The 21,204-nt window shown below is 43.0% G+C and carries 26 protein-coding genes; 11 read left to right on the plus strand and 15 right to left on the minus strand.

Features of this window, described 5'->3' with window-relative positions:
- Window positions 1–279: 279 nt before the first annotated feature.
- On the plus strand, window positions 280–1,185 hold the full coding sequence (locus tag K8L98_RS17020) for a hydroxymethylglutaryl-CoA lyase (RefSeq protein WP_223436491.1): 906 nt from the start codon (window positions 280–282) through the stop codon (window positions 1,183–1,185).
- An 88-nt stretch (window positions 1,186–1,273) separates the two neighbouring features.
- On the opposite strand, the gene K8L98_RS26600 is transcribed toward K8L98_RS17020, so the two are convergent.
- The gene (locus K8L98_RS26600) at window positions 1,274–1,399 is read right to left on the minus strand and encodes a hypothetical protein (protein ID WP_275976715.1); all 126 of its coding nucleotides are present in this window, start codon (window positions 1,397–1,399) and stop codon (window positions 1,274–1,276) included.
- 112 nt (window positions 1,400–1,511) lie between these two features.
- On the opposite strand from K8L98_RS26600, the gene K8L98_RS26605 reads away from it, so the two are divergent.
- Window positions 1,512–1,640, plus strand: a complete 129-nt coding sequence (locus K8L98_RS26605) for a hypothetical protein (protein WP_275976716.1) — start codon at window positions 1,512–1,514, stop codon at window positions 1,638–1,640.
- Between the two features lie 115 nt (window positions 1,641–1,755).
- Window positions 1,756–2,682, plus strand: a complete 927-nt coding sequence (locus tag K8L98_RS17025; RefSeq protein WP_223436493.1) for an alpha/beta hydrolase — start codon at window positions 1,756–1,758, stop codon at window positions 2,680–2,682.
- Window positions 2,683–2,725: 43 nt separating this feature from the next.
- Here K8L98_RS17025 and K8L98_RS17030 read toward each other — a convergent pair whose 3' ends face one another.
- Entirely contained in the window at window positions 2,726–2,968 is a 243-nt protein-coding gene (locus K8L98_RS17030; RefSeq protein WP_070876733.1) for a DUF2552 family protein, read from the minus strand.
- Between the two features lie 13 nt (window positions 2,969–2,981).
- Window positions 2,982–3,305, minus strand: a complete 324-nt coding sequence (locus K8L98_RS17035) for an iron-sulfur cluster biosynthesis family protein (RefSeq protein WP_223436495.1) — start codon at window positions 3,303–3,305, stop codon at window positions 2,982–2,984.
- A 285-nt stretch (window positions 3,306–3,590) separates the two neighbouring features.
- Between K8L98_RS17035 and K8L98_RS17040 the strand changes: the two genes are divergently transcribed.
- Entirely contained in the window at window positions 3,591–3,788 is a 198-nt protein-coding gene (locus K8L98_RS17040) for a CDGSH iron-sulfur domain-containing protein (protein WP_223436497.1), read from the plus strand.
- A 163-nt stretch (window positions 3,789–3,951) separates the two neighbouring features.
- Here the strand turns inward: K8L98_RS17040 and K8L98_RS17045 are convergent, their stop codons facing one another.
- Both K8L98_RS17045 and K8L98_RS17050 read right to left on the minus strand, forming a co-directional pair.
- Window positions 3,952–4,281, minus strand: coding sequence for a YolD-like family protein (locus tag K8L98_RS17045; RefSeq protein ID WP_223436499.1), 330 nt, complete (start codon window positions 4,279–4,281; stop codon window positions 3,952–3,954).
- A gap of 17 nt (window positions 4,282–4,298) precedes the next feature.
- Complete coding sequence (locus K8L98_RS17050; RefSeq protein WP_223436501.1) at window positions 4,299–5,561, minus strand: Y-family DNA polymerase; 1,263 nt, start codon at window positions 5,559–5,561, stop codon at window positions 4,299–4,301.
- 280 nt (window positions 5,562–5,841) lie between these two features.
- Here K8L98_RS17050 and K8L98_RS17055 point away from each other — a divergent pair, with 280 nt between their 5' ends.
- A complete protein-coding gene (locus K8L98_RS17055) occupies window positions 5,842–6,033 on the plus strand; it encodes a YqzH family protein (protein ID WP_223436504.1) in 192 nt (63 codons plus the stop codon).
- Window positions 6,034–6,329: 296 nt separating this feature from the next.
- Here K8L98_RS17055 and K8L98_RS17060 read toward each other — a convergent pair whose 3' ends face one another.
- Together K8L98_RS17060 and K8L98_RS17065 are read right to left on the minus strand one after the other, a co-directional pair.
- Complete coding sequence (locus tag K8L98_RS17060; protein ID WP_223436506.1) at window positions 6,330–7,124, minus strand: SDR family NAD(P)-dependent oxidoreductase; 795 nt, start codon at window positions 7,122–7,124, stop codon at window positions 6,330–6,332.
- A gap of 10 nt (window positions 7,125–7,134) precedes the next feature.
- On the minus strand, window positions 7,135–8,091 hold the full coding sequence (locus tag K8L98_RS17065) for an MBL fold metallo-hydrolase (RefSeq protein ID WP_223436508.1): 957 nt from the start codon (window positions 8,089–8,091) through the stop codon (window positions 7,135–7,137).
- A gap of 499 nt (window positions 8,092–8,590) precedes the next feature.
- Between K8L98_RS17065 and proC the strand changes: the two genes are divergently transcribed.
- The 3 genes from proC (at window position 8,591) to K8L98_RS17080 (ending at window position 9,970) form a co-directional block, all read left to right on the plus strand.
- Complete coding sequence (proC, locus tag K8L98_RS17070; protein ID WP_223436511.1) at window positions 8,591–9,430, plus strand: pyrroline-5-carboxylate reductase; 840 nt, start codon at window positions 8,591–8,593, stop codon at window positions 9,428–9,430.
- A 9-nt stretch (window positions 9,431–9,439) separates the two neighbouring features.
- A complete protein-coding gene (locus K8L98_RS17075; protein ID WP_223436513.1) occupies window positions 9,440–9,664 on the plus strand; it encodes a hypothetical protein in 225 nt (74 codons plus the stop codon).
- A gap of 117 nt (window positions 9,665–9,781) precedes the next feature.
- Window positions 9,782–9,970 carry a hypothetical protein gene (locus tag K8L98_RS17080; RefSeq protein ID WP_223436514.1) on the plus strand — a complete coding sequence of 63 codons (189 nt, stop codon included), beginning with the start codon at window positions 9,782–9,784 and terminating at the stop codon, window positions 9,968–9,970.
- 28 nt (window positions 9,971–9,998) lie between these two features.
- Here K8L98_RS17080 and K8L98_RS17085 read toward each other — a convergent pair whose 3' ends face one another.
- On the minus strand, window positions 9,999–11,627 hold the full coding sequence (locus K8L98_RS17085) for a M20/M25/M40 family metallo-hydrolase (protein ID WP_223436516.1): 1,629 nt from the start codon (window positions 11,625–11,627) through the stop codon (window positions 9,999–10,001).
- Window positions 11,628–11,769: 142 nt separating this feature from the next.
- Here K8L98_RS17085 and namA point away from each other — a divergent pair, with 142 nt between their 5' ends.
- On the plus strand, window positions 11,770–12,786 hold the full coding sequence (gene namA / locus K8L98_RS17090; protein ID WP_223436518.1) for an NADPH dehydrogenase NamA: 1,017 nt from the start codon (window positions 11,770–11,772) through the stop codon (window positions 12,784–12,786).
- A gap of 339 nt (window positions 12,787–13,125) precedes the next feature.
- On the opposite strand, the gene K8L98_RS17095 is transcribed toward namA, so the two are convergent.
- The 4 genes from K8L98_RS17095 to rnz form a co-directional block, all read right to left on the minus strand.
- On the minus strand, window positions 13,126–13,680 hold the full coding sequence (locus tag K8L98_RS17095) for a hypothetical protein (RefSeq protein ID WP_223436520.1): 555 nt from the start codon (window positions 13,678–13,680) through the stop codon (window positions 13,126–13,128).
- Between the two features lie 164 nt (window positions 13,681–13,844).
- Window positions 13,845–13,994: a 50S ribosomal protein L33 gene (rpmG, locus tag K8L98_RS17100; RefSeq protein WP_070876717.1), complete on the minus strand. Its 150-nt coding sequence runs from the start codon at window positions 13,992–13,994 to the stop codon at window positions 13,845–13,847.
- An 80-nt stretch (window positions 13,995–14,074) separates the two neighbouring features.
- On the minus strand, window positions 14,075–14,620 hold the full coding sequence (locus K8L98_RS17105; protein ID WP_223436522.1) for a histidine phosphatase family protein: 546 nt from the start codon (window positions 14,618–14,620) through the stop codon (window positions 14,075–14,077).
- Window positions 14,613–15,542, minus strand: a complete 930-nt coding sequence (gene rnz / locus K8L98_RS17110; protein ID WP_223436524.1) for a ribonuclease Z — start codon at window positions 15,540–15,542, stop codon at window positions 14,613–14,615. Before rnz ends, K8L98_RS17105 begins: the two co-directional genes overlap by 8 nt.
- Before the next feature lie 123 nt (window positions 15,543–15,665).
- Here rnz and K8L98_RS17115 point away from each other — a divergent pair, with 123 nt between their 5' ends.
- Together K8L98_RS17115 and zwf are read left to right on the plus strand one after the other, a co-directional pair.
- Entirely contained in the window at window positions 15,666–16,124 is a 459-nt protein-coding gene (locus K8L98_RS17115) for an NUDIX hydrolase (protein WP_223436526.1), read from the plus strand.
- 265 nt (window positions 16,125–16,389) lie between these two features.
- The gene (gene zwf / locus K8L98_RS17120; protein ID WP_223436528.1) at window positions 16,390–17,880 is read left to right on the plus strand and encodes a glucose-6-phosphate dehydrogenase; all 1,491 of its coding nucleotides are present in this window, start codon (window positions 16,390–16,392) and stop codon (window positions 17,878–17,880) included.
- 71 nt (window positions 17,881–17,951) lie between these two features.
- On the opposite strand, the gene K8L98_RS17125 is transcribed toward zwf, so the two are convergent.
- The 3 genes from K8L98_RS17125 to gndA all read right to left on the minus strand — a co-directional run bounded on the left by K8L98_RS17125 (window position 17,952) and on the right by gndA (window position 21,139).
- Window positions 17,952–19,322 (minus strand): MFS transporter, encoded by a 1,371-nt coding sequence (locus K8L98_RS17125; RefSeq protein ID WP_223436530.1) that lies wholly within the window; start codon window positions 19,320–19,322, stop codon window positions 17,952–17,954.
- Between the two features lie 117 nt (window positions 19,323–19,439).
- Window positions 19,440–19,625, minus strand: coding sequence for a YqaE/Pmp3 family membrane protein (locus tag K8L98_RS17130; RefSeq protein WP_223436532.1), 186 nt, complete (start codon window positions 19,623–19,625; stop codon window positions 19,440–19,442).
- Window positions 19,626–19,726: 101 nt separating this feature from the next.
- A complete protein-coding gene (gndA, locus tag K8L98_RS17135) occupies window positions 19,727–21,139 on the minus strand; it encodes an NADP-dependent phosphogluconate dehydrogenase (RefSeq protein ID WP_223436534.1) in 1,413 nt (470 codons plus the stop codon).
- Window positions 21,140–21,204: the final 65 nt, after the last annotated feature.

A 21,204-nucleotide genomic window follows, 5' to 3' on the forward strand; every position in this document is an offset into this window, starting at 1 on the left:
AGTCGATAATTCGACACTTTTGTAATTAATCCCAAGACTTTCTCGATTTATTCCAAGACTTTCTCGATTTATTCCAAGACTTTCTCGATTTATTCCATGACTTTTTCGGTTTTTCCCGAGACTTTCTCGTTTTATTCCGAGACTTTCGTTATTGCGGTGGCGTTCGCTGCGGAATCCCCTGTTACGCCCCGCAAACAGGAAATGCATTCAGGCTGTGCCGAACGATCGGCTGCAGGCATCTATCTGACACACTCATTTTAGAAAGGCTGGTGCTTCAAGTTGAATCTTCCTGAACAGGTGACATTAATTGAAGTTGGCCCCCGTGATGGGCTTCAAAATGAAAAAAATGAAATTCCGACCGATATTAAGGTTCAGTTTATCAAGGAGTTAAAAAAAGCAGGATTTAAGGAAATGGAGCTGACATCGTTTGTTTCTCCAAAGTGGGTTCCCCAATTGAAGGATGCGGGAGATATTATTAAATACTGCACGGATGAGAGCCGGAATCTTGTGCTGACTCCGAACAAAAAAGGCGTGGCGCGGGCAATAGAGGCAAAGTGCCTGAATATAGCCTTCTTCGTGGGTGTAAGCGAGTCCTTTAATTTAAAGAATATTAATTCAACAACGAAAGAAAGCATGGAAAAGCTTCTGCCTCAAATCCGCGAGTTAAAAGCAGAAGGATACTTTATTCGGGCATGTGTTTCCACTGCTTTCTACTGTCCGTATGAAGGAAAAATTCATCCTGATGCTGTTCTGAACATTTGTCAGCAGTTTGCTGATGCCGGAGTGGATGATTTAAGTGTGGCTGATACAATTGGAATGGCGAATCCTCTTGAGGTTTATGAGCTTTTTTCCCGCTTGAAAGCTCAATTTCCTGACACGCTGCTGACGGCTCATTTTCATGATACGCGCGGCATGGCACTTGCGAATATTTATGCTGCTTTGCAGGCTGGAGTAGACAGGTTTGACACTTCTGCCGGCGGACTTGGAGGCTGTCCGTTTGCACCGGGCGCCACTGGAAATGCAGCGACTGAAGATGTTCTTCATATGCTGGAGACTATGAACATTGAGACTGGGATTGAGATGAATCAGCTTTTAAAAGCAGTAGAAGTGATTGAGCCCCATCTTGCAGGAGCGATTCAAAGCAAACAGTATCAGCTGAGCAAACGGGAGAATGCGGTTAAGTAAGAAATGCGGAAACAATGGCGGCAGCACAGCTTGGCAAACCTAATAAAAACAGCTGGGTCTCCGCTGAGAAATGCATTTGTCAGCAGGATCAGATCCCGTAGCAAATGAGGACACCCCCGGACATCATGATGAAAAACGATTGAAGATTCTTTGCAGCAAAACTGATGATACCCGCTATACATGCAATTACAATTCCAGTTCCCAATGCTTTCATGTTTTCACGCTCCCTCCTCTTTAAACGTATTGGATAGCAGGATGTTTCATTTTAGCCGTATAATTTCTCTTCTTTTTCCAAACGTTAGGATTATAGAAAGGAGCGAGGTCTCATGTCACAAGAAAAAAGTTCTAAAAGTCAAAAAGGAAAACCAAATGCTGATACCGTAAAGAAAACGATGGCGTTTGAAGAAATGGAAAAGGCTGTACATCCGACAAAGCGTCAAAATTCTGAACAGTGATCATGCAGCAAGCCGTCCTGGCTTGTTTTTTTTGCCTGAAATGCGACTATCCTTATTTCCCGTCCGGCTTTTCTCATGCTAAAATAATTTCATAACCTTTGAGAGGAAAATGCATATGAAAAAATGGCTGATCGGAGCAGGCATTGTTCTCTCCTACATTTTTATCGTGGGATTCTTTTTTACCAATCAGATGATGTACATGAAAAAGAAGACGGATAAAGAAATTATTGACCGTGAAAAAAAGGACGGACATTACGATGAGAAGGAATTTGATTCTTATAACAAAATTGAAGTTTCCATCCCTTCGAAATTCGGCTATGACATTAAAGGCATGCTTATCGCCCCTCATAAAACCTATTCGTATGTGATTATTTGCCACGGGGTCACGATGAACCGGTATAATTCCATCAAGTACATGAAGCTCTTTTTAAACAGGGGTATGAACGTGCTGATCTATGATCACCGGAGACACGGGGAAACGGGCGGTAAAACGACGAGCTTTGGGCATTATGAAAAATTTGATCTCCAGTCTGTTGTGCACTGGCTGAAAGATCGGGTTGGCGATGAACTGCATCTCGGCATTCACGGAGAATCAATGGGAGCTGTTACCACGCTGCTTTATGCAGGCCTGGTTGAAGACGGGGCTGATTATTATATTGCCGATTGCCCATTTTCTGATTTACAGGAGCAGCTGCTGTACCGCTTAAAATCCGATTTTAAACTTCCGGGTTACCTGGTTATGCCGATCGCAAGACGCTTTCTTAAACTCCGCGACGGCTATTCTCTGCAGGATGTCTCCCCCATTGCTGTAATTGACCGTATCCATCATCCTGTTTTATTTATTCACAGCAAGGACGACGATTACATACCAGCTGCAATGACACAGCAATTGTTTGATAAAAAGCCTGGCTTCAAAAAGATTTACTTTGCTGAAAAAGGTGCGCATGCTATGTCCTATACCGAAAACCGGGAAGAATATGAACGCATCATTGATGAGTTTTTTGAGGAATTGAAGAAAAAACGGCATACTGCCAAGCTATAAGAGAAATGCCCGGATTCAGGGCCCTGAATCCGGGCATTTCGTTTTAACCAAGAACATCTGTTATTTCTTTCATGTTTTCACCCATATAGGCGATGGCTTCGTCAATTGTGGCGAACTCTTTTGCCTCAAAGGTCATTTCATCCTGCAGAAGCCAGACATCTTTCTTATCCTCGTATACGCCGCCGATGGACCAATGAAGCAGTGTATAAGGATGATTGCTGTTTAAAAAGGAAACCCATGTTTTATTCAATGCAATATTTTTAAGTGACGTTAAGCGATCCTTCATCTTTTTCTCCACCTCACTTTACTGTCAAGCTCATGCGGGGATTCAAGATTTGCGAAGGACATGTCAGCATGTATGTGTTTGCTGTTTCATTAAAATCGATGGTCATTTTTTCATCTAAGAAAACCATTTTAGATTTCTCAACAAGAACTGAAAATGCATTTGTTTCGATTTCCAGATCATCACTGTCTTTTTCATCTATGAGCCAAAGTGCCGTAACACCGCTGACAACGCAGCCGCAGCCGTCTGTATCATATTTTAGTTTGATGTGCTTACCTGAATTCTTCTGTACGTTCCCTGAAATTTTTTTGATTGCTCGATCTGTCCATTTTATTTCCATCATCTATGTCTCCTCATTTCAGCTTGCTTACGGTCATTTTATCATAAGTTTCCAAAACACGCATAAGGTGAAAATTCATCAAAAAGGGATGATTTTGCCCTTTTTGATGATTAGTTGAACCAATCGGGCTTTTACGGGCAGGTTTCCCCACTGATTACTTTATAGAGCCATAAAACATGGAGTCGGGGATATTACTGCCCGTTAATGCGGGATGAGAGCTTGCTTTGTCACATTGGAATGCCCGAATGAATACTTGTGTGTATAGAAAAAAGGAGGTTATAAAAGATGGATAAAGTTCAAATTAAAGTGAATGATAATGGATCGCTCCGTGTCACCGGTGATGTGGAATTAGTTGATGCAGAGGGCAGCGTGTTTCAAACGAAACAAAGCTTTTCCCTTTGCCGCTGCGGGTTATCAAAGAGGATGCCGTTTTGTGATGGATCTCACAAGGGGACGTTTCAGTCAGTTGTGCGCGCTGAATAAGGCCGCTGATAAATTCACTATGTTGAAAAAGTTTTATAGCGAAAAACCTGATTTTATTAGCCGTTTCGAGATTTTTATTAGCCAAACTTCTGATTTTTATAGCTGAATTGCCATTTTCATTAGTCAAATTGCAAAACCAAAAAAGACTGTCTCAAAAGACAGTCTATTTCTCGCGGATATCTGTTATTTTGTTCAATGGCAGATCAAAGCGGGCTTCTTCTCCATTCACGATCCGAATGCATCCGCGGATCGGATCTACATAATGCACATATCCTTCCTGCACATGGAAACCATGATTTTCATAGTACGTAAAAGCAAGCTCACGGTTTTCTTCCATGGCAAGACTGATCAATTCATTGAAATGCTCCAGCTGCTGCTCATCCACCGCAGGCTTGGCTGCATATCCCTGTTCGATCTCAAGCTCCCGTAAAATTTTCACATGCTCAGGCAGCATCATGGATGTCCATTTGATATTGCCCCGGTCCCGAATCATGACGATCCCTCCTTTTGTTAAGCTTTATGTCCGCCGACAAGCTTGGCGCGGTGCCTCGCGGTGCCGGCGGTTGTATAGGAAACGGCGCGCAGCAGGGCATCTGAGCCGTATTTTCCCCGAATGGAGTCCATCACATAACCGAGGATCTGTTCTTTTTCACGGTTAGGCTGAAACAAATCCAGCTGCATTTCGGCATCATCTTCAATATTGGACAGAGCAATTGAAATTTTCCGGACGGTTTTATTTGCATAAAATTGATCAAATAATGCGATGCATGTTTCGTAAAGCTCCATTGTGATATTGGTTGGCTGGCGCATCGTCCGGGAGCGGTGAAATCCGCCTCCAAGTTCATCGTGACTGTAGCCGATCCCAAGGCTGACTGTTCTGCCCGCTTTCCGGTGGCTGCGTGCTCTTCTTGCGACTTCCTCGCACATCTCAAGGATGACATGCTTCACTTCTTTCGGGTCGGGATAGTCCCTCATTAAAATCTGGCTTTTGCCGAAGCTGATCTGCCCCTGCAGAATCGGTGCACCAATTTCAGACAGGTCAACGCCCCAGGCATGATAATAGAGCTGATTTCCCATAATGCCGAATTTCTTCTCCAGGACCTCAAGCGGATGACGCGCAAGCTGCCCCACATTAAAGATTCCCATCCGGTTCAGTGTTTTTTCAACCTGGCTGCCGATGCCCCACATTTCCCGGAGCGGCGCGACCTTCCAGAGCTTTTCCTTCACATCATCGTACGTCCATTCCGCAATTCCTTTTTTCTTCGCCTCTAAATCAAGGCAGATTTTAGAGAGCAGCATATTAGGACCGATGCCAATCGCACACGGGAGGGAAAATTCGCGTTCCATATCATCTCTGATTTTGTCTGCAATGGTCCAGGCATCTCCCCATATCCCCTCGACTCCATCGACTTGAATAAAGCTCTCGTCCACACTGTACGTATGGATGGCATCCTTTGGAACGTACCGGTGGAAGAGACGCGTAAGCTCGGTTGAGATCCGGACAAAGGAGGCCATCTTTGCATTTACAATGCGAATGCGGGGATCTTTTGGAATTTCGAACAAACGAGATCCGGTTTTAATGCCAAATTCCTTTTTCAGACAAGGTGAAGCTGCAAGCACAATACTCCCCTGCCGCTCTGTATCGCCGACAACAGCTAAATGGCATGTCAGCGGATCGAGTCCATACAGGACCGCTGCGCAGCTTGCATAAAAGCTTTTCATGTCAATGCACAGAATTTTTCGTTTTGGAAATTGACTGTAATCCTCAATCATAGTTCTTACTCCTCATGACAGAATATATGTTCGTTTCTATTGTATGATTAATAGTAAGCGAATATACGTTCGATTTCAATGGTAGTTTTTCCCGCAAAAAGCGTAATCGCCCGTTTAACTCCGGGAGTCAGATAACTTTGCTGACGAATCCGTTCTGGCCGAAGAGTTGGGCGGCGGAGCTGGACAATACGTAAAATTTTATAGATCCTATACTCCTAAAAACACCGGCTTGGCATCCGCTGAAAACCCGCTTATAATCATGTGTAAGAAGAGGTGGAACATGGATGAAAAATGGATTTATAAAATGATTCAGCAATCCTTTCAGCAATATGAGCTAGAGGGATCGCTTAGTGAAAAAGAAGCACATGATCTTGTGGCAAAAGTAATAGAAAAAAAGCAGCAGGAAGAAACGGAATGGTTTGAAGTAGTTGAGGATGTTGTGTATGGATATGTGACGAATCAGGAGCTATAGTCAGAAAAGCGGAACAGGCCATTCAGATATGGCAGGGAGATAAGAACTCAACAGAAAAGGGCAGGTTTGACCCAGCCGCTTGTATCATACAGCCGAAATGAGGATTTTCACAGCCGTTTTTGCAAATCTTTCAGCCGTTTTCGGATTTTAATCAGCCAAAGCGTTTTTTTTTGCTTCTGCCGTTTGTCAGCCGAATACCGCAAGCAGAGAAATTCAGCCGGCAAGCGAACAGCACAATGTTATTATCCGGAATTCTCCTGTAAAAGCACAAAACCGGCCGATGGGCCGGTTTTGTTTTATTTCCTTGATAACGCCTTCCCCGCCACTTTTTCAAACAAACGGGGCATAAGCTGATAAAAGCTGCTGCCCGCATTCATCCAGCCGGGCAAGTTAATTTCACGCCTGTCAGAGAGCATGGAGCCCACAATCTTCTCTGACACCCTATCAGGATTCAGCATAAAACGCTCCACATTTTTTACATAGTTGCCGCTTTGGTCGGCGATTTCGAAAAAGTCCGTTTTAATAGGGCCAGGATTAACCGATGTGACATGAATATTCGTTTCTAAAAGCTCCATCCGCAGGCTGTTTGTAAACCCGAGCACGGCATGCTTGGAAGCAGCATATAAGCTTGATTTAGGCGTGGCAAGCTTTCCTGCCTGTGAAGCGATATTGATGATGTGGCCATCGTTTCGCTTCTTCATGGAAGGAAGCACCATTTTTGTGCATGCGATTAAGCCGAAGACGTTCACTTCAAACATCGATTTCATTTCCTCAAGAGTAGCATCCAGAACAGTGTTGAAAATACCGAATCCGGCATTATTAACCAGAACATCAATTTGCGGAATGTCATTCATCATCTGGTCAAATGTCTGCTGAACAGCATTCAGATCACTGACATCGAGCTGATAGTAAAGACAAGAAACCTGGTAATTTTTTGTAATGTGTTCAGCAGCAGCAGCCAAACGGTCCGATCTTCTCGCAAGTAAAATGGGATGTCCGCCGCTCTTAGCCACAAGCACCGCCATTTTTTCGCCAATTCCGCCTGACGCTCCTGTTATGACTACGTAGCGGTTTTTCAGTCTTTCATTCATTTCGTACACCTCAGCAAGAATAAATTTTCTTTGCTCCCTCCATATGCCCTTTAATTACTCCCAATGCCTCTAAATAATCCAGCTGTCCAACCGTTTCCGACATAGTGAGCATCATTTGTCTTTTATAAAGATGCGGAAAGAGCCTCTGACAAGCTTCAAATGCTGTCATCGGTTTTTCTTTTATATAGCCGCGCACTTCAAATGCACGTTCCTCCTGTTTTTTCAAGCGATAGCGAATGAGTTCATGCGGCTGCAGCACCGTTTCCCCATGTCCTGAAAATACGTTTGAAATTGGAATTTTCAGCAGGGATCTAAATGATTCATTAAATTGGATCTGAGGTCTTGGCCGCTCTCCCCCATCCATTGGAGGCTCAAGCAGCGGATTTGCCGAAATATGCTGAAGAAGATGATCGCCGCCAAACATCAGGCCATCCTCCGCACGGTAAAGGGCGATATGCGTTTGGGCATGTCCCGGGGTTTCAATCACATGCCAGCCGTCCATGCCAGGAACAGAGTCTCCTTCCCTGAGAGATGATGTTAAGTTCCGTTTGCATGCATATTTCATCGACGAATCAAACTGAGCCAAATAAGGAAGCAGCCGCTCATCAATGCCAAATTCCGTGAACAGTTTCATAAAGAATTCTTTTTGAGAAGCCATAAATGACTCATCCTGCATGATCCAAGGCGCATTATATGGATGCCCGGTCACATCCACCGATTGGGGCAGGTAATCAAGCAGCCCGACATGATCTGGATGATGATGCGTCAGGATGACCTGTTCAATGTCTTCAATCCTGTATCCCGCCTGCTCCATTTGAGTATTCAGGGCAGTGAGGGCTTCTGGTGTTTTAGGTCCGGCATCAATCAGTGTCAGCCTATCTCCTTTTACAAGGTATACATTCACATCTCCTACTGGAAAAGGAGTCGGCAAGGTTAATTTGATGATCATATCTGATTTTGTTTTCATACCATCTTCCTCATTTGTTATTTTTATATAAGTCTAATATATTCAACGCATGACTTATGAATGTATATTCATTAATTATAAAGCTTATTTTACACGTTCACTGCAAATGTGTCATTATTTTCAAATAATTCATTGCAGAAATAGGAAAAAAATCCGCTTGACAAACACATGTCCAACCTAGCATAATGATGAACAAATCACTTTAATGCACGAATGCAGGAAATGAATATAGATTGAGCAATGAACAGGAATAGTAAATCAAGCAATGATAACCAGAGAGTGAAATCCGCCGGCTGAAAGGTTTCACCGTCCTCTTGCTGATTGAACCTGCCCTGTGAGCTCTCAGGCAAACTTGACGTGATCCCTCGTTACGGGATATTAAGTTGGGGTCATGCATCATGCATTTCCCAATGAAGGTGGTACCGCGGAAACCTTTTCGTCCTTTATTTTTAATTGGATGAAAAGGTTTTTTTATTTTTCAAAATCAGGAGGAATTCACATGAAACACATCGCATTTGTAGGTGCAGGCTCAATGGCAGAAGCCATCATTAATGGATTAATCAGCGGCGGTGTCTGCCTCCCTGAACATATAAAAGTCACAAATCGCTCAAGCATTGAACGGCTGTCCTGTCTCAATCAGGCTTACGGGGTTTCGGTTACAAAAAACAAACAAGAAACAGTTGAAGGTGCTTCTATAATTATCCTTGCAATGAAACCAAAAGATGTAAAAGCAGGAATTGAAAGCATCAGGGATTATGTGGACAGCAGTCAGGTCATTATTTCCGTCCTCGCCGGCATCTCGAGTGAAACCATCCGGGAACTTTTCGGAAAAGAGCTGTCCATAATCCGGGCGATGCCAAATACATCGGCTGCGATTCAGAGATCGGCAACAGCACTTGCATGCAATTCAGCGGTAACAGCGGATCAGCTGAAGCAGGCAACCGGTCTTTTTGAAGCAATCGGGACCGTTACCCGTGTTTTAGAACATCAGCTTGATGCTGTAACAGGTCTTTCCGGAAGCGGTCCTGCTTACGTTTATTACATCGCAGAAGCGCTTGAAAAAGCAGCCGCAGAAACCGGCCTTGAAAAAGAGACAGCGAAAGCATTGATTGCGCAGACCCTGCTCGGGGCAGCAGAAATGCTCCTTAGTTCACCAAAAGAGCCTGCGCTCCTCCGAAAAGAAGTAACAAGTCCTGGGGGCACGACTGAAGCCGGCATAGAAAAACTGGAGGAATATCAAGTCAGCGAAGCCATTGCTGCCTGTATTAACAGAGCGACTGAGCGATCGCAAGAGCTCAGAGAGATCTTTGCAAAAAATGCATTAAAAGAGCATATTTAAAGAGATTTCATGCAGGAAAAAGACAAGGTCAGGCAGGTCATAATTTTACAAGGGATAAAATATGTGACGGATAAAAAGGCTGATGAACTCATTGCAATATATAAAAATCGTTCCCGCATGATAGACACGGCGGAGGGATTTGCAGTTTACCCCTTCTCTAAAACGATAAGCGTAAAGAAGTGCTCCCCTCTGCTGAAGTTGAAGGGACAGTGTCAGCTTATTTCTCTTATTTAGATGCTTGCACCCGCTCGCTTTTAATAGAAAAAGAAAAAGAATGAGAAACGGGGTATTCTGTTTTGAAGAATTCTCATGCTCTGGAGTTTGCTCAATTGTTATTGAATGGTGATGAGCATGCAGCAGTCCAGGAATACAAGAATCACATACATGCTGAAGAAAACCGAACACATTCCCATTAAACTAAAAAAAGAGGCTGATCCCGATCATGGAAAGATCAGGCCAGTCTCTTTTTTCAGTTTTAAAGAGTCAGAGGGCTGGATGCTGTTTTTACGCCAAGGCGGAGTGTTAAAACCAGTCATTTAAAGACTCCTTCAAAACATTTAAACGCCCCCTATTTCTTCTCAAAAATCCTCTTCAGTGTAAAGGAAAGCAGCTTTGGACACGTTTCAAAAGAATATGGGAGATGCAGACGCTCCGTCCATTTGTGAGGATCCTTGCCGAATGGCCCGACATTTAAAACGGGTATGTTCAGGGCTTTGATTTCCTCAAGAGGAAGCTGATAATGGTCCCCGTAAATCGGCATGTTGGCAGTCAGCTCACGGATGGATTCTTCGCTTTCTCTGATCTGCAGGAAGCTTAAATCTGAAAGTCCGGCAAAATATTGCTGATTCTTGAGTGAAATCTGGAACTGATCCTTCGCATAGCTTTGAACCTCTGAAAGAATTCCTTGTATAAAATCATCCTCTTTTGAAGAAACAGACGGATAAAACGGCGGACTGTAAAAAACAACAATCAAAGGCGCAAGCTCCTTGCACAAGCCGGATAAGCCAGAGACAATTTTATTTGTGAAATGGCGGTCATCCAGATCCCCGCGGTTGGCTTTTAAATAATGAATATGTCTGTTCACTTCAGCCTCTCCGACTTTCTTCACAGCGTACTCAAGCAGGTCATCATAGGACATAACGGTTACTTGATAGGACGCAGGTGTATATGTGACAGACTGGCTGTAGCGTCTTGCTTTCTCGTCATAGAAGCGCTCAATATTGTTTGCCGCTTCCTCTGCTGTTTTCAAAAGCATATCATGCAGCTCAAGCATGCTGCGTTTCATTGTTAAAATATTAAAAAGCGTAACGGCTTCATGCGGAATTTGCACCGAATACTCTTCCTTTAAATCCTTTTGCATCAGATTCATCGGCGGAGGTGTAACTTCGTCATCCGCATTTTCGCTGTAGCGTTCATTCAGTTCAAGCAGCCTGTTAAGCTCTGATACCATCAAGTTTGCGTTTAATCCTGAAAAAGGCTCCCCAACATGGGTTTCAACTCCGCTGCAGTAAAATCCCGCAAGCACTTTGCCGATTGAACCCGAGTATACATAATAATTCTCATCGTTTGGATATCTCGAGAACATTGGTTCCGAGTTTACGCATGCCCGGTATGAAAGGTTAAACTGGTTTTTCAGATCTTTCAAAACAGGTACCGCGCCAAGCATACCGGCAGAATTCACTTCTTCATCAGGAACGGTCACCAAAAGGAGATTCCCATCAAACTCACCAGCCATTGCTTGCTCAAGCATTCCAAGCTGTACGGTCAGACCCGCTTTCATATCCATTGTGCCCCGGCCAAACAGCCAGTCGCCTGTTTCAATATCTTCTTTTACATGAGGAGGCAGCAGATCAGCTGAATTCAGCAGCTCCTTCGTTAATTCGTGGGGATGGAACGCTAAATGCTGCAGGTGACCATAATCTTTCACATCAACAACATCAAAATGACTCAATAAAAGAACGGTTTCGTCTGTCTGCTTCTTGCTTTTTACAAGCGCAGTCAGAAAATACCGTCCATCAGCCAGCGGATGCAGCTGAAGAAAATCAGGATTTTCTTTAAAATAAGGAAAATCATTCAGTAAATAATAAAGATGCTGTGCAAGTGCAATCTCATCTTTTGATCCTGTAATGCTTGCAAGGTTCACTAGGCCTGTTAAAAGTTCCGTCAGCTGCTGTTTTGATTGCCATTTTGAATTCATGATGAGACCTCCTATAATAAATGCTGTTTCTATTCTATAGAATTTTCGCAATTATTAAAAGAGGTGTCAGGCAACTTGAATGAAGTATGCATTTAAAGCTGTTATACTTTTTATGAAATTCATTTCAGGGAGGCAAAGCTAGATGAAAAACCATTTATTCACACCATATACCGTAAAAAATGTCACACTGAAAAATCGCATAGTGATGTCTCCAATGTGTATGTATTCTTCCCATCGCGAAGGCGGCATGGTTGAAGATTTTCACATGACACACTATATCAGCCGGGCAGTCGGCGGTGCCGGACTGATCATGATAGAAGCAACATCTGTCACTCCTCAAGGAAGAATCTCCCCTCAGGATTTAGGGATTTGGAACGATGAACATGCAGATGGACTTGCAAAGCTTGTAGACGGCATGAAGCAATACGGGGCAAAAACAGCCATCCAGCTTGCACATGCGGGACGAAAGGCTGTTTTAGAAGGTGAAATCATTTCTCCTTCAGCACTTGCTTTTAATGAAAAAATGAAAACACCCGCTGCAATGACGAAGAAACAGATCTCTGAAACCATTCAAGCATTTAAGGACGGAGCGATCCGCGCTAAAAAAGCGGGATTCGATATCATTGAGCTTCACGGTGCGCATGGTTACTTAATCAATCAATTCCTGTCCCCTTTGTCAAATAAACGGACAGATGAATATGGCGGAAGCAAAGAAAACCGCTACCGTTTCCTGCATGAAGTGATAGAAGCAGTAAAAGATGTATGGGATGGCCCATTGTTTGTCAGGGTATCCGCAACAGACTATCATCCTGAAGGATTAGACGTAGAAGATTATGTGGAATTCAGCACCTGGATGAAGGAACAGGGCGTTGATTTAATTGATGTCAGCTCAGGGGCTTTAGTGCCTGCAGATATAAAGGTTTTCCCTGGATATCAAGTAAAATTCGCCGAGCGCATCCGGGAAGGAGCAGGCATTGACACTGGTGCGGTCGGACTCATCACATCAGGAATCCAGGCAGATGAGATTCTCGGAAACGAACGTGCGGATTTGATTTTCCTTGCACGCGCGCTTCTGCGCGATCCGTATTGGCCTCGGACAGCAGCAATGGAGCTTGGGGCGGAAATTGAAGCTCCGAAGCAATATTCACGAGGATGGTAAAGATATTTTAAGTTTATAATTGGAAAAGCAGCCATGACGGCTGCTTTTTTCAGAATATCATTCATTTACTCTTTTCTCTGGCACCAAGACAAAATTACAATCACCTTAATGCCTTTTCAAATTCCGTTCCATCCTTCCTTGTTGAAAACCCAGTTGCAGGACCCAGACCTTTTCTTCCTGTTTCTTTCACTTCAGAGCAAGCACCAAGTCGTTTGTGATGAACTTTATATTTATTAACTGCTCCTGATAAATGATCACCTTGGAATACGATTGTGCAATCAGTACAGAAAATGTAAATTCAATAAAAAGAAGAGCTGCATCAGCCCCTCTCAACTATCGCTAAAATCCCTTTTCATCTACCAGTTTCACGTTATCCTGAAGAAGCTCAACCTCTCCTCCTCCAGGCACCAGCTCATCTTGCTGAAAATACCAGAGGACCGTGTTTTGCAGATTGTATTTTTGGGCGATTTCTTTCTCCAGCATGCCCCCTACTTGGAGAGTTCGTGCTTCGGCCCCGTTTATTTTCACTTCCAGAGATCCTTTCTCATCTGAGAGAAGACCATAGATCATTGAGTTTCCGTAGAAATGATAATTTAAAAGTTCACTTTCAGCTTGACGGTCTTCGAGCGGATTTGTTGAGATGGACCCAGCTTTCCATCCATAAATTCCTTCTTTTAAAAAAGCCGTTCCAAGATGATTCTTTTGGTCAATAAAAAAGAAGAGGGCTTCATCGTTTATTTTATAAGCTGGAATAACTACTTCCAGATCATGTTTCGTATGCTGCAGCGCTTCAAGAGGCTCATCGAAGGATTGTGATATTTCTGTCATTGACCAGATGACAAAGGCCAGACCAAAACAAATGAATAAACCTAAGGTTACTTTGTATTTATTCACCAAATCCCCCCATTCTTCAAGTGTCTCCTGTTATTTTTTATATTCTAGGCCTTTAAGCTGTATTCCTTTTATCCTTAGAGGGAAATAATCTGCACTATTTCGCTATTTTCAGGCAAGAAAAAAGGAACTTCATCAAAATCTGATGCCGTTCCTCCCTAAAATCATTATTTTGTTTCGCGGTGCAGGGTTACTTTTTTAAGTCTGGGTGAATATTTTTTCAATTCCAGGCGGTCTGGATTGTTTCGTTTGTTCTTTTTTGTTATATAATTGCGGTCACCAGTCTCAGTGCATTGCAGGGTTACGTTTACTCTCATGTCATATTTCCTCCTACTAAATCATAAAACGTAATAGTTACGATTTGATAATATCATTTTAGCCGGTTCTATCTACTTTGTCAACTCCATATTCTCTGAATGTCCGCTTTCCCATCGTGCTTGAGAATAATTTTAAACACATCGGGATTCGTCATGCTCATCAAGTGATCATATCCGAACGAATTATCAAAAGATCTGAGCAGCAGGGTTGTTAAATTTCCATGACTGACGAGTACTGTATGATTTTCTTTTGCAGCAGTAATCTCGGCCAGAAGAGAACAAATCCGCTCTAAGCCCGATTGGTTAGACTCGCCGCCTTCAAAGGCAAGAGACAGATCGTCAAATGTATCCTTAAGCCTGTCTTTCCAATCCTCCATGTTCTTTCCGCTCATCACTCTTTCGGATAAGCGCTCATCAAGACGCAGTTCAAGATTTTTCTTTTCGGCAAGCGGAGCTGCCGTTTGAATGGCACGGAGAAAAGGACTTGAGATGATTATGTCAACTTCAAGTCCTTTAAAAAACTCAGCAAGACCTAAAGCCTGGATAAGCCCTTCATCTGTAAGCTCATCTTCAAATGCCTGACCCTTCGCCTGACAATGCCGAACAGCATATATGATTTTAGTCATTTGCTCTCTCGACTTCAAAACATGAAAAATCCTCCGCAACCGATGTGTCAGGAAAAATTGAGGCTGCTTCACTTAACAGTGTGTCCTTATCGTCTTCCTGATAACGGGCACTAATATGAGTAAGAACCAGTTTTTTTGCGTTTGCCTCTAAAGCAGCCGCTGCAGCCTGGGTTGTCGAGGAATGAAAATACTGGTATGCAAGCAGTTCATCTTCCTCACCGAACGTCGCCTCATGGACAAGCATGTCTGCGTTTCGTGCAAGATCCAGAATTTGCGGACATGTTCTCGTATCTCCTAATAATGCCACTACTCTTCCTTTTTTAGGGGCTCCAAGAAAGTCAGCGCCAGATAACACTCTGCCGTCATCTAATTGAACGGTTTCGCCATCTTTTAATTTTTTATAAACAGGCCCCGGTCCTACTCCTGCCTCTTTTAACTTGTCCACAAGGAGCATGCCCGGAGCATCCTTTTCAGTAATCCGGTACCCGTATGAAGGAACCCCGTGTTCCAGTTTCTTCGCTTCAACAGTAAATTGCTCATCTTCAAAAACAAGACCTTCATCAATTTCAACGATTTCAAGCGGATATTTTAAATGTGTAAAACTAAGCTGAAGAGATGACTGAACATATTCTTTAATTCCGGCCGGACCATAAATCGTCAGAGGCTCTTCCCCGCCCTGAAAAGAACGGCTCCCCAAAAAACCCGGCAATCCGAATATATGATCGCCATGCATATGTGTTATAAAGATTTTTTCAATTTTCCTCGGTTTTATTGAAGTATATAAAATTTGATGCTGCGTTGCCTCCCCGCAGTCAAACAGCCAGACGGCTTTGCGTTCCTCTAAAAGACGCAGGGCGATTGAGCTGACATTTCTTGCTTTTGCGGGCATTCCCGCACCCGTTCCTAAAAACAGCAGATCCAAAATTGCTTCACCTCGTCCGATTTTCTTATCTATTAGAATACATGACTTCCCGGAAAATATGAAGAATGAAAAGGGATTTAAATGGTTTAGAAGAATATAAATAACTTGAAGAAAGGGGATTCTATGAAAACTCCAAAACATATCGTGGCTGTATCGGCATTCATTACAAATAAAAACAATGAAGTGCTGCTTGTGAAAACATTCCACCGAAAAGACACATGGGAGCTTCCAGGAGGCCAGGTTGAAGAAGGCGAGCCGCTCGAGCAGGCCCTCTGCCGCGAGATTCATGAGGAAACAGGGTTTATTATTCAGCCAACAGGCATAAGCGGAGTTTATTTCAATGCGACAGGCAGCATTTTAAACATCGTGTTTCATGCTGAGCTGCAGAGCGGGAAACTTGAAAAACAGCCCGATGAAATCATGGAAGCGGCTTTTTTTGAACTGGAGGAAGAAACGATCAAACACTATATTAGCCGGGATCACTTAGTTCCCCGTGTACTTGATGCCATGGTCTCTAAATCAGCCGTTCCCTGCGAAACCTGGACAACCGATCCTTTTAAAAGAATAGAACGCCTGAATTAATGCGAAAAGCTGGTTAATGCAGATTTCGATTAACATCAAACAAGGAGCTTTCCTTCGACAGGTTTATTTGAAATTTTTATTAATTTTCATTTCATCTTTTATCTTTTTTTCCGATTTATGTATTCTAATTAATTGGTTCATACTACTTATGTATGAAAATAAACTTAAATGTTTGATTTACTTCATTTTTAGCATTAAAATTAAGTACTTGAACAGGTTACATACTTTTTAATAAATCCGGCTGATATAAAGTGAGGTTCAATACATGAATACGGAACAAAAACCAAAAGCAGTTATCGTAATATTCGGAGCAACAGGAGACCTTGCAAAACGCAAGCTTTTCCCCTCCATCTACCGCCTGTACCGCAGCAAGAAAATCGATGCTGACTTCGCAGTTGTCGGTGTAGGCAGAAGACCGTGGACTAATGAGGAATTCCGCTCAAATGTCAGTGAATCGATTCAATCATCTATTAAGCAATCATCAGAGCTTGAAGAATTCTCATCACACTTTTATTATCATCCGTTTGATGTGACAAATCCATCTTCATACTTAGAGTTAAAAAGCATCCTGTCCGATATGGACAGCAAGTATCAAATCCCGGGAAACCGGATGTTCTACATGGCCATGGCACCCGAATTCTTCGGAACGATTGCACGCAATCTTAAAAAAGAGGGATTAACTGCAACAGAGGGCTGGAGCCGACTTGTAATCGAAAAACCGTTTGGACATAATCTGCCTTCAGCACAGGAATTAAATGATGAAATCCGCGAAGCTTTTTCTGAAGATCAAATTTACCGGATTGATCATTACTTAGGAAAGCAAATGGTCCAAAATATAGAAGTGATCCGTTTCTCAAACGCATTGTTTGAGTCTGTCTGGAACAACCGCTATATCTCAAATATCCAGGTTACTTCAAGTGAAGTGCTGGGTGTTGAAGACCGCGGACGTTACTATGAAAACTCCGGCGCACTTCGGGATATGGTCCAGAATCACCTTATGCAGATGGTTGCCCTGCTGGCGATGGAGCCGCCGATTAAGCTTGAAACAGATGAAATCCGTTCTGAAAAAGTGAAAGTCATGCGAGCCCTTCGCCCAATGATGGAAAAAGATGTTGCGGATTATTTCGTGCGCGGACAATATGGTAAAGGCGAATCTGAAGGAAAAACGGTTCCTGGCTACCGCGAGGAAAGCAATGTGGATACCGAATCCAACACAGAAACATACGTGGCAGGCAAAGTCATGATTGATAACTTCAGATGGGCAGGTGTTCCATTCTACATCCGTACTGGAAAGCGAATGGCGGCAAAATCCACAAAGATTGTTGTTCAATTTAGAGATTTGCCGATGAACCTATATTCCAAAGATGTCGACAGCAAGCATCCAAACCTGCTCGTCATTCATATTCAGCCTGATGAAGGCATTACTCTTCATTTGAATGCAAAAGAATCAGGCGGCGGATCATATGTGAAACCGATCAAACTCGACTACTGCAGCAATTGTGTCGATCAGTTCAATACGCCTGAAGCCTATGAAAAATTAATCTACGATGGCCTGCGCGGAGATGCTACAAACTTCACGCACTGGGATGAGGTTTCATTATCATGGAGCTATGTTGATACCATCTCTAAAGCGTGGGAATCAGCAAAAGCAGACTTTCCTAACTATGCTTCCGGCTCAATGGGCCCGAAAGCAGCAGATGAAATGCTTGAAAAAGACGGCTTCCACTGGTGGCCGATTACAGATATTGTAGAATAAAAAGTTTAAACGCCTGGAAATTCCAGGCGTTTTATTTTTGAATAAAAAAAGCCTCCTCTCAGAGAGGCTGCTTAGTTGAAATCCTTTTTACTATTCTTATAATACATAAGAAAAACGGTCAGTGAGCATATGATTAGTCCCGCTAGCCCTGCAAAAATATTAGTATAAATCAGCTTAGGTGCAAGTCCGTGCTGCCATTCAATAAACAGCCCGGAGAGAGCAACTCCGAAAGCTCCCCCAAAGAATTGCACAAGCTGTGTCATACCCATACCCGCTCCAATTTCTTTTTTCGGAAGGATGCGGGTTGCCTCATTTGCAATGCTTGATGTTAAGCTTGAAAAACCTGTGCTCATAAACATATAGGCAATTAAAATCGCGTAAGGTGAGAAGCCTGAGAAAAAGATCAGAATAACGGTTGAAATCAACAGTGCTGCATGACCAAAAAAGATGAGCGGAAGATTTCCGAACTTATCGATCAACCGGCCAATAAACTGAGCTGCGACTGCAGACAGAATAGCTCCCGGGAAGATAATCATTCCGATGGCAGCCGGATCTTTCTCAAAAATGACTGTCAGGATAATCGGCATTAAAAACAGAGTTGAGAAATGAACAATAAAAGCAGAAAATCCGACTCCGGCTAATTTCAAGTATGGCCGATTACGCAAAAGCGACGGCTGGACAAACGGTATGTCGACTTTATGCACATGTCTCCAGAGAATAAATAATAGAATGATTGTGCCGGCAAGCAATGGTATGGACATCGTTGATAAAAATAGCAGCAATCCAGTAACGCCAAGTCCAGTCAGCAAGCCTCCGAAAGAATCAAAGTGGACTTGCTTTGCATCTTCTTTCGGCAAGAGTTTTTGAAAGAGCGGCAAAAGCAGGATGACAAATCCCGTAATTAAAAAAAGATAATGCCAGCCTAAATATTGTGTAATGGCTCCGCCTATAACAGGACCTAGACCAAAACCAAGAGAGGCAGCTGATGAAATAAGCGACATTGCTTTTCCCCGTCTTGATATAGGAATGTATTTCCCTGCAAGAACCATTGCAAGACCAGGAACAGCCCCTGCACCTGCAGCCTGCAGAACACGGGCAGTTAAAAGCATATAAAAATTGTTTGAGAAAAATCCGATGATGGACGAGATTCCAAGCAGGATTAACCCAATAGAAAGCAGCTTTGAAATCGGAATAAAATCAGATAAGCGGCTGTATGTCAAAGTGGAAATTGCAAAGGCAATCGAATAGCCGGATACAATCCATGATGCTGTTCCAGATGATAAGCTCAGGTCATTTAACACACTTGGCAGCGCTACATTGAACATTGTCGTGTTCATTACGACAAGCCAGACTGTTAAGCTCCATAACAAAACAATCTTTGTTTCGTGGGCTAATCCATGTTCTTTTTTTTCAATAAGTATTTCTGTTGTGATAGCTGACATGTGATCCCGCCTTTTTATTTCGTGTACCTAATGAAATATACGCGCTCCATCCAAAATCGTCAACCAATTTGAATTCACGAAAAAACCGGACATCCGCTTACATGCCCGGCCTATCTATTAATAATGAGTGCCATATTTTTTTGCTCGTTTATCTGCCTTCGCATCTTTTACAACCAGTACCGCATGAATGGCTCCCGGAATATAAAAAATCAAAGTTAATATTAAATTCAGGAGAGCCTGAAATGGTTTTCCGACAAAAAGCACCGCTGCAGGCGGCAATAAGATGGCCAGTAAATAAAGCATCCGTTTTCACCCCATTCAATCATTCTGTTTCTTTTTTACCCAGATATCATAAGGAGAAAATAAAAAGAAAACACGGCGCAGATGGCACCGTGTTTTCTTTTTTATTTTGACATCCATTCCGTATGGAAGATACCTTCTTTATCCGTACGCTGATACGTATGAGCTCCAAAATAGTCGCGCTGTGCCTGAATAAGGTTGGCAGGAAGCGTTTCTGTCCGGTAGCTGTCATAGTATGATAACGCAGCTGAGAAGCTAGGCACCGGTACTCCCTGTTCAATCGCAACCGTTAAGACTTTGCGAAGAGCTCCCTGGTAGCTTTCTGCAATTTCTTTAAAGTATGGATCAAGCAGCAGATTTGCAAGGTTTGCATCACGGTCATATGCATCTTTGATTTTTTGCAGGAATGCAGCGCGAATGATGCAGCCGCCTCTAAAAATCATGGCGATATCGCCGTACTGAAGATCCCACTTGTATTCATCTGAAGCTGCTCTCATTTGAGCGAAGCCTTGAGCATAAGAACAGATTTTACTCATATAAAGAGCTTTGCGCACAACTTCAATCAGTTCTGACTTATCGCCTTCAAAAGGAGAAACAGCAGGTCCTGATAAGATTTTGCTTGCTTTCACGCGCTCATCCTTCATGGCAGAAATGAATCGTGCAAAAACAGACTCTGTAATAATCGGCAGAGGAACACCTAAATCAAGGGCGCTTTTGCTTGTCCACTTTCCAGTGCCTTTTTGGCCAGCAGTATCTAAAATGACGTCAACAAGCGGCTTTCCTGTTTCTTCATCCGTTTTAGTGAAGATGTCTGCTGTGATTTCAATTAAATAGCTGTCAAGCTCGCCTTGATTCCAGTCCGCAAATACTTCATGCAATTCCTCTGCAGATAGACCAAGAACATTTTTCAAAATAAAATAAGCTTCTGAAATCAGCTGCATGTCGCCGTATTCAATTCCATTATGGACCATTTTCACATAATGGCCTGCACCATCAGGACCGATGTATGTAGTACATGGATCACCATCAACTTTTGCAGAAATCGCTTCGAAAATAGGCTTTACTAGATCGAATGCTTCTTTTTGGCCGCCAGGCATAATTGATGGCCCTTTAAGTGCCCCTTCTTCACCGCCGGATACCCCAGTGCCGATAAAATGTATGCCGCTCTCGGCAAGGTCCTTGTTGCGGCGCTGTGTGTCAGTATACAGCGTGTTTCCGCCGTCAATTAAAATATCCCCTTTATCTAAATGAGGAAGCAATTGTTCAATTGTAGCATCTGTTGCAAAGCCCGCTTTGACCATCAGTAAAATTTTGCGGGGAGTTTCAAGTGACTGAACAAATTCTTCAATGCTGTATGTACCAACCAGATTTTTACCGCTGTTTTCTTTCAGCATCTCCTCTGTTTTATCAGAAGAACGATTATAAACCGATACGGAATATCCGCGGCTTTCTATATTAAGAGCGAGGTTTTTGCCCATGACGGCCAAACCGATGACGCCAATTTGCTGTTTTGACATTATGTTACTTCCCTTCTCAATCTATTTTTTATATACAGAGCTCATGTATACAGTTACATGGATTC

The organism is Metabacillus dongyingensis, from assembly GCF_019933155.2.
GTDB lineage: Bacteria > Bacillota > Bacilli > Bacillales > Bacillaceae > Bacillus_P > Bacillus_P dongyingensis.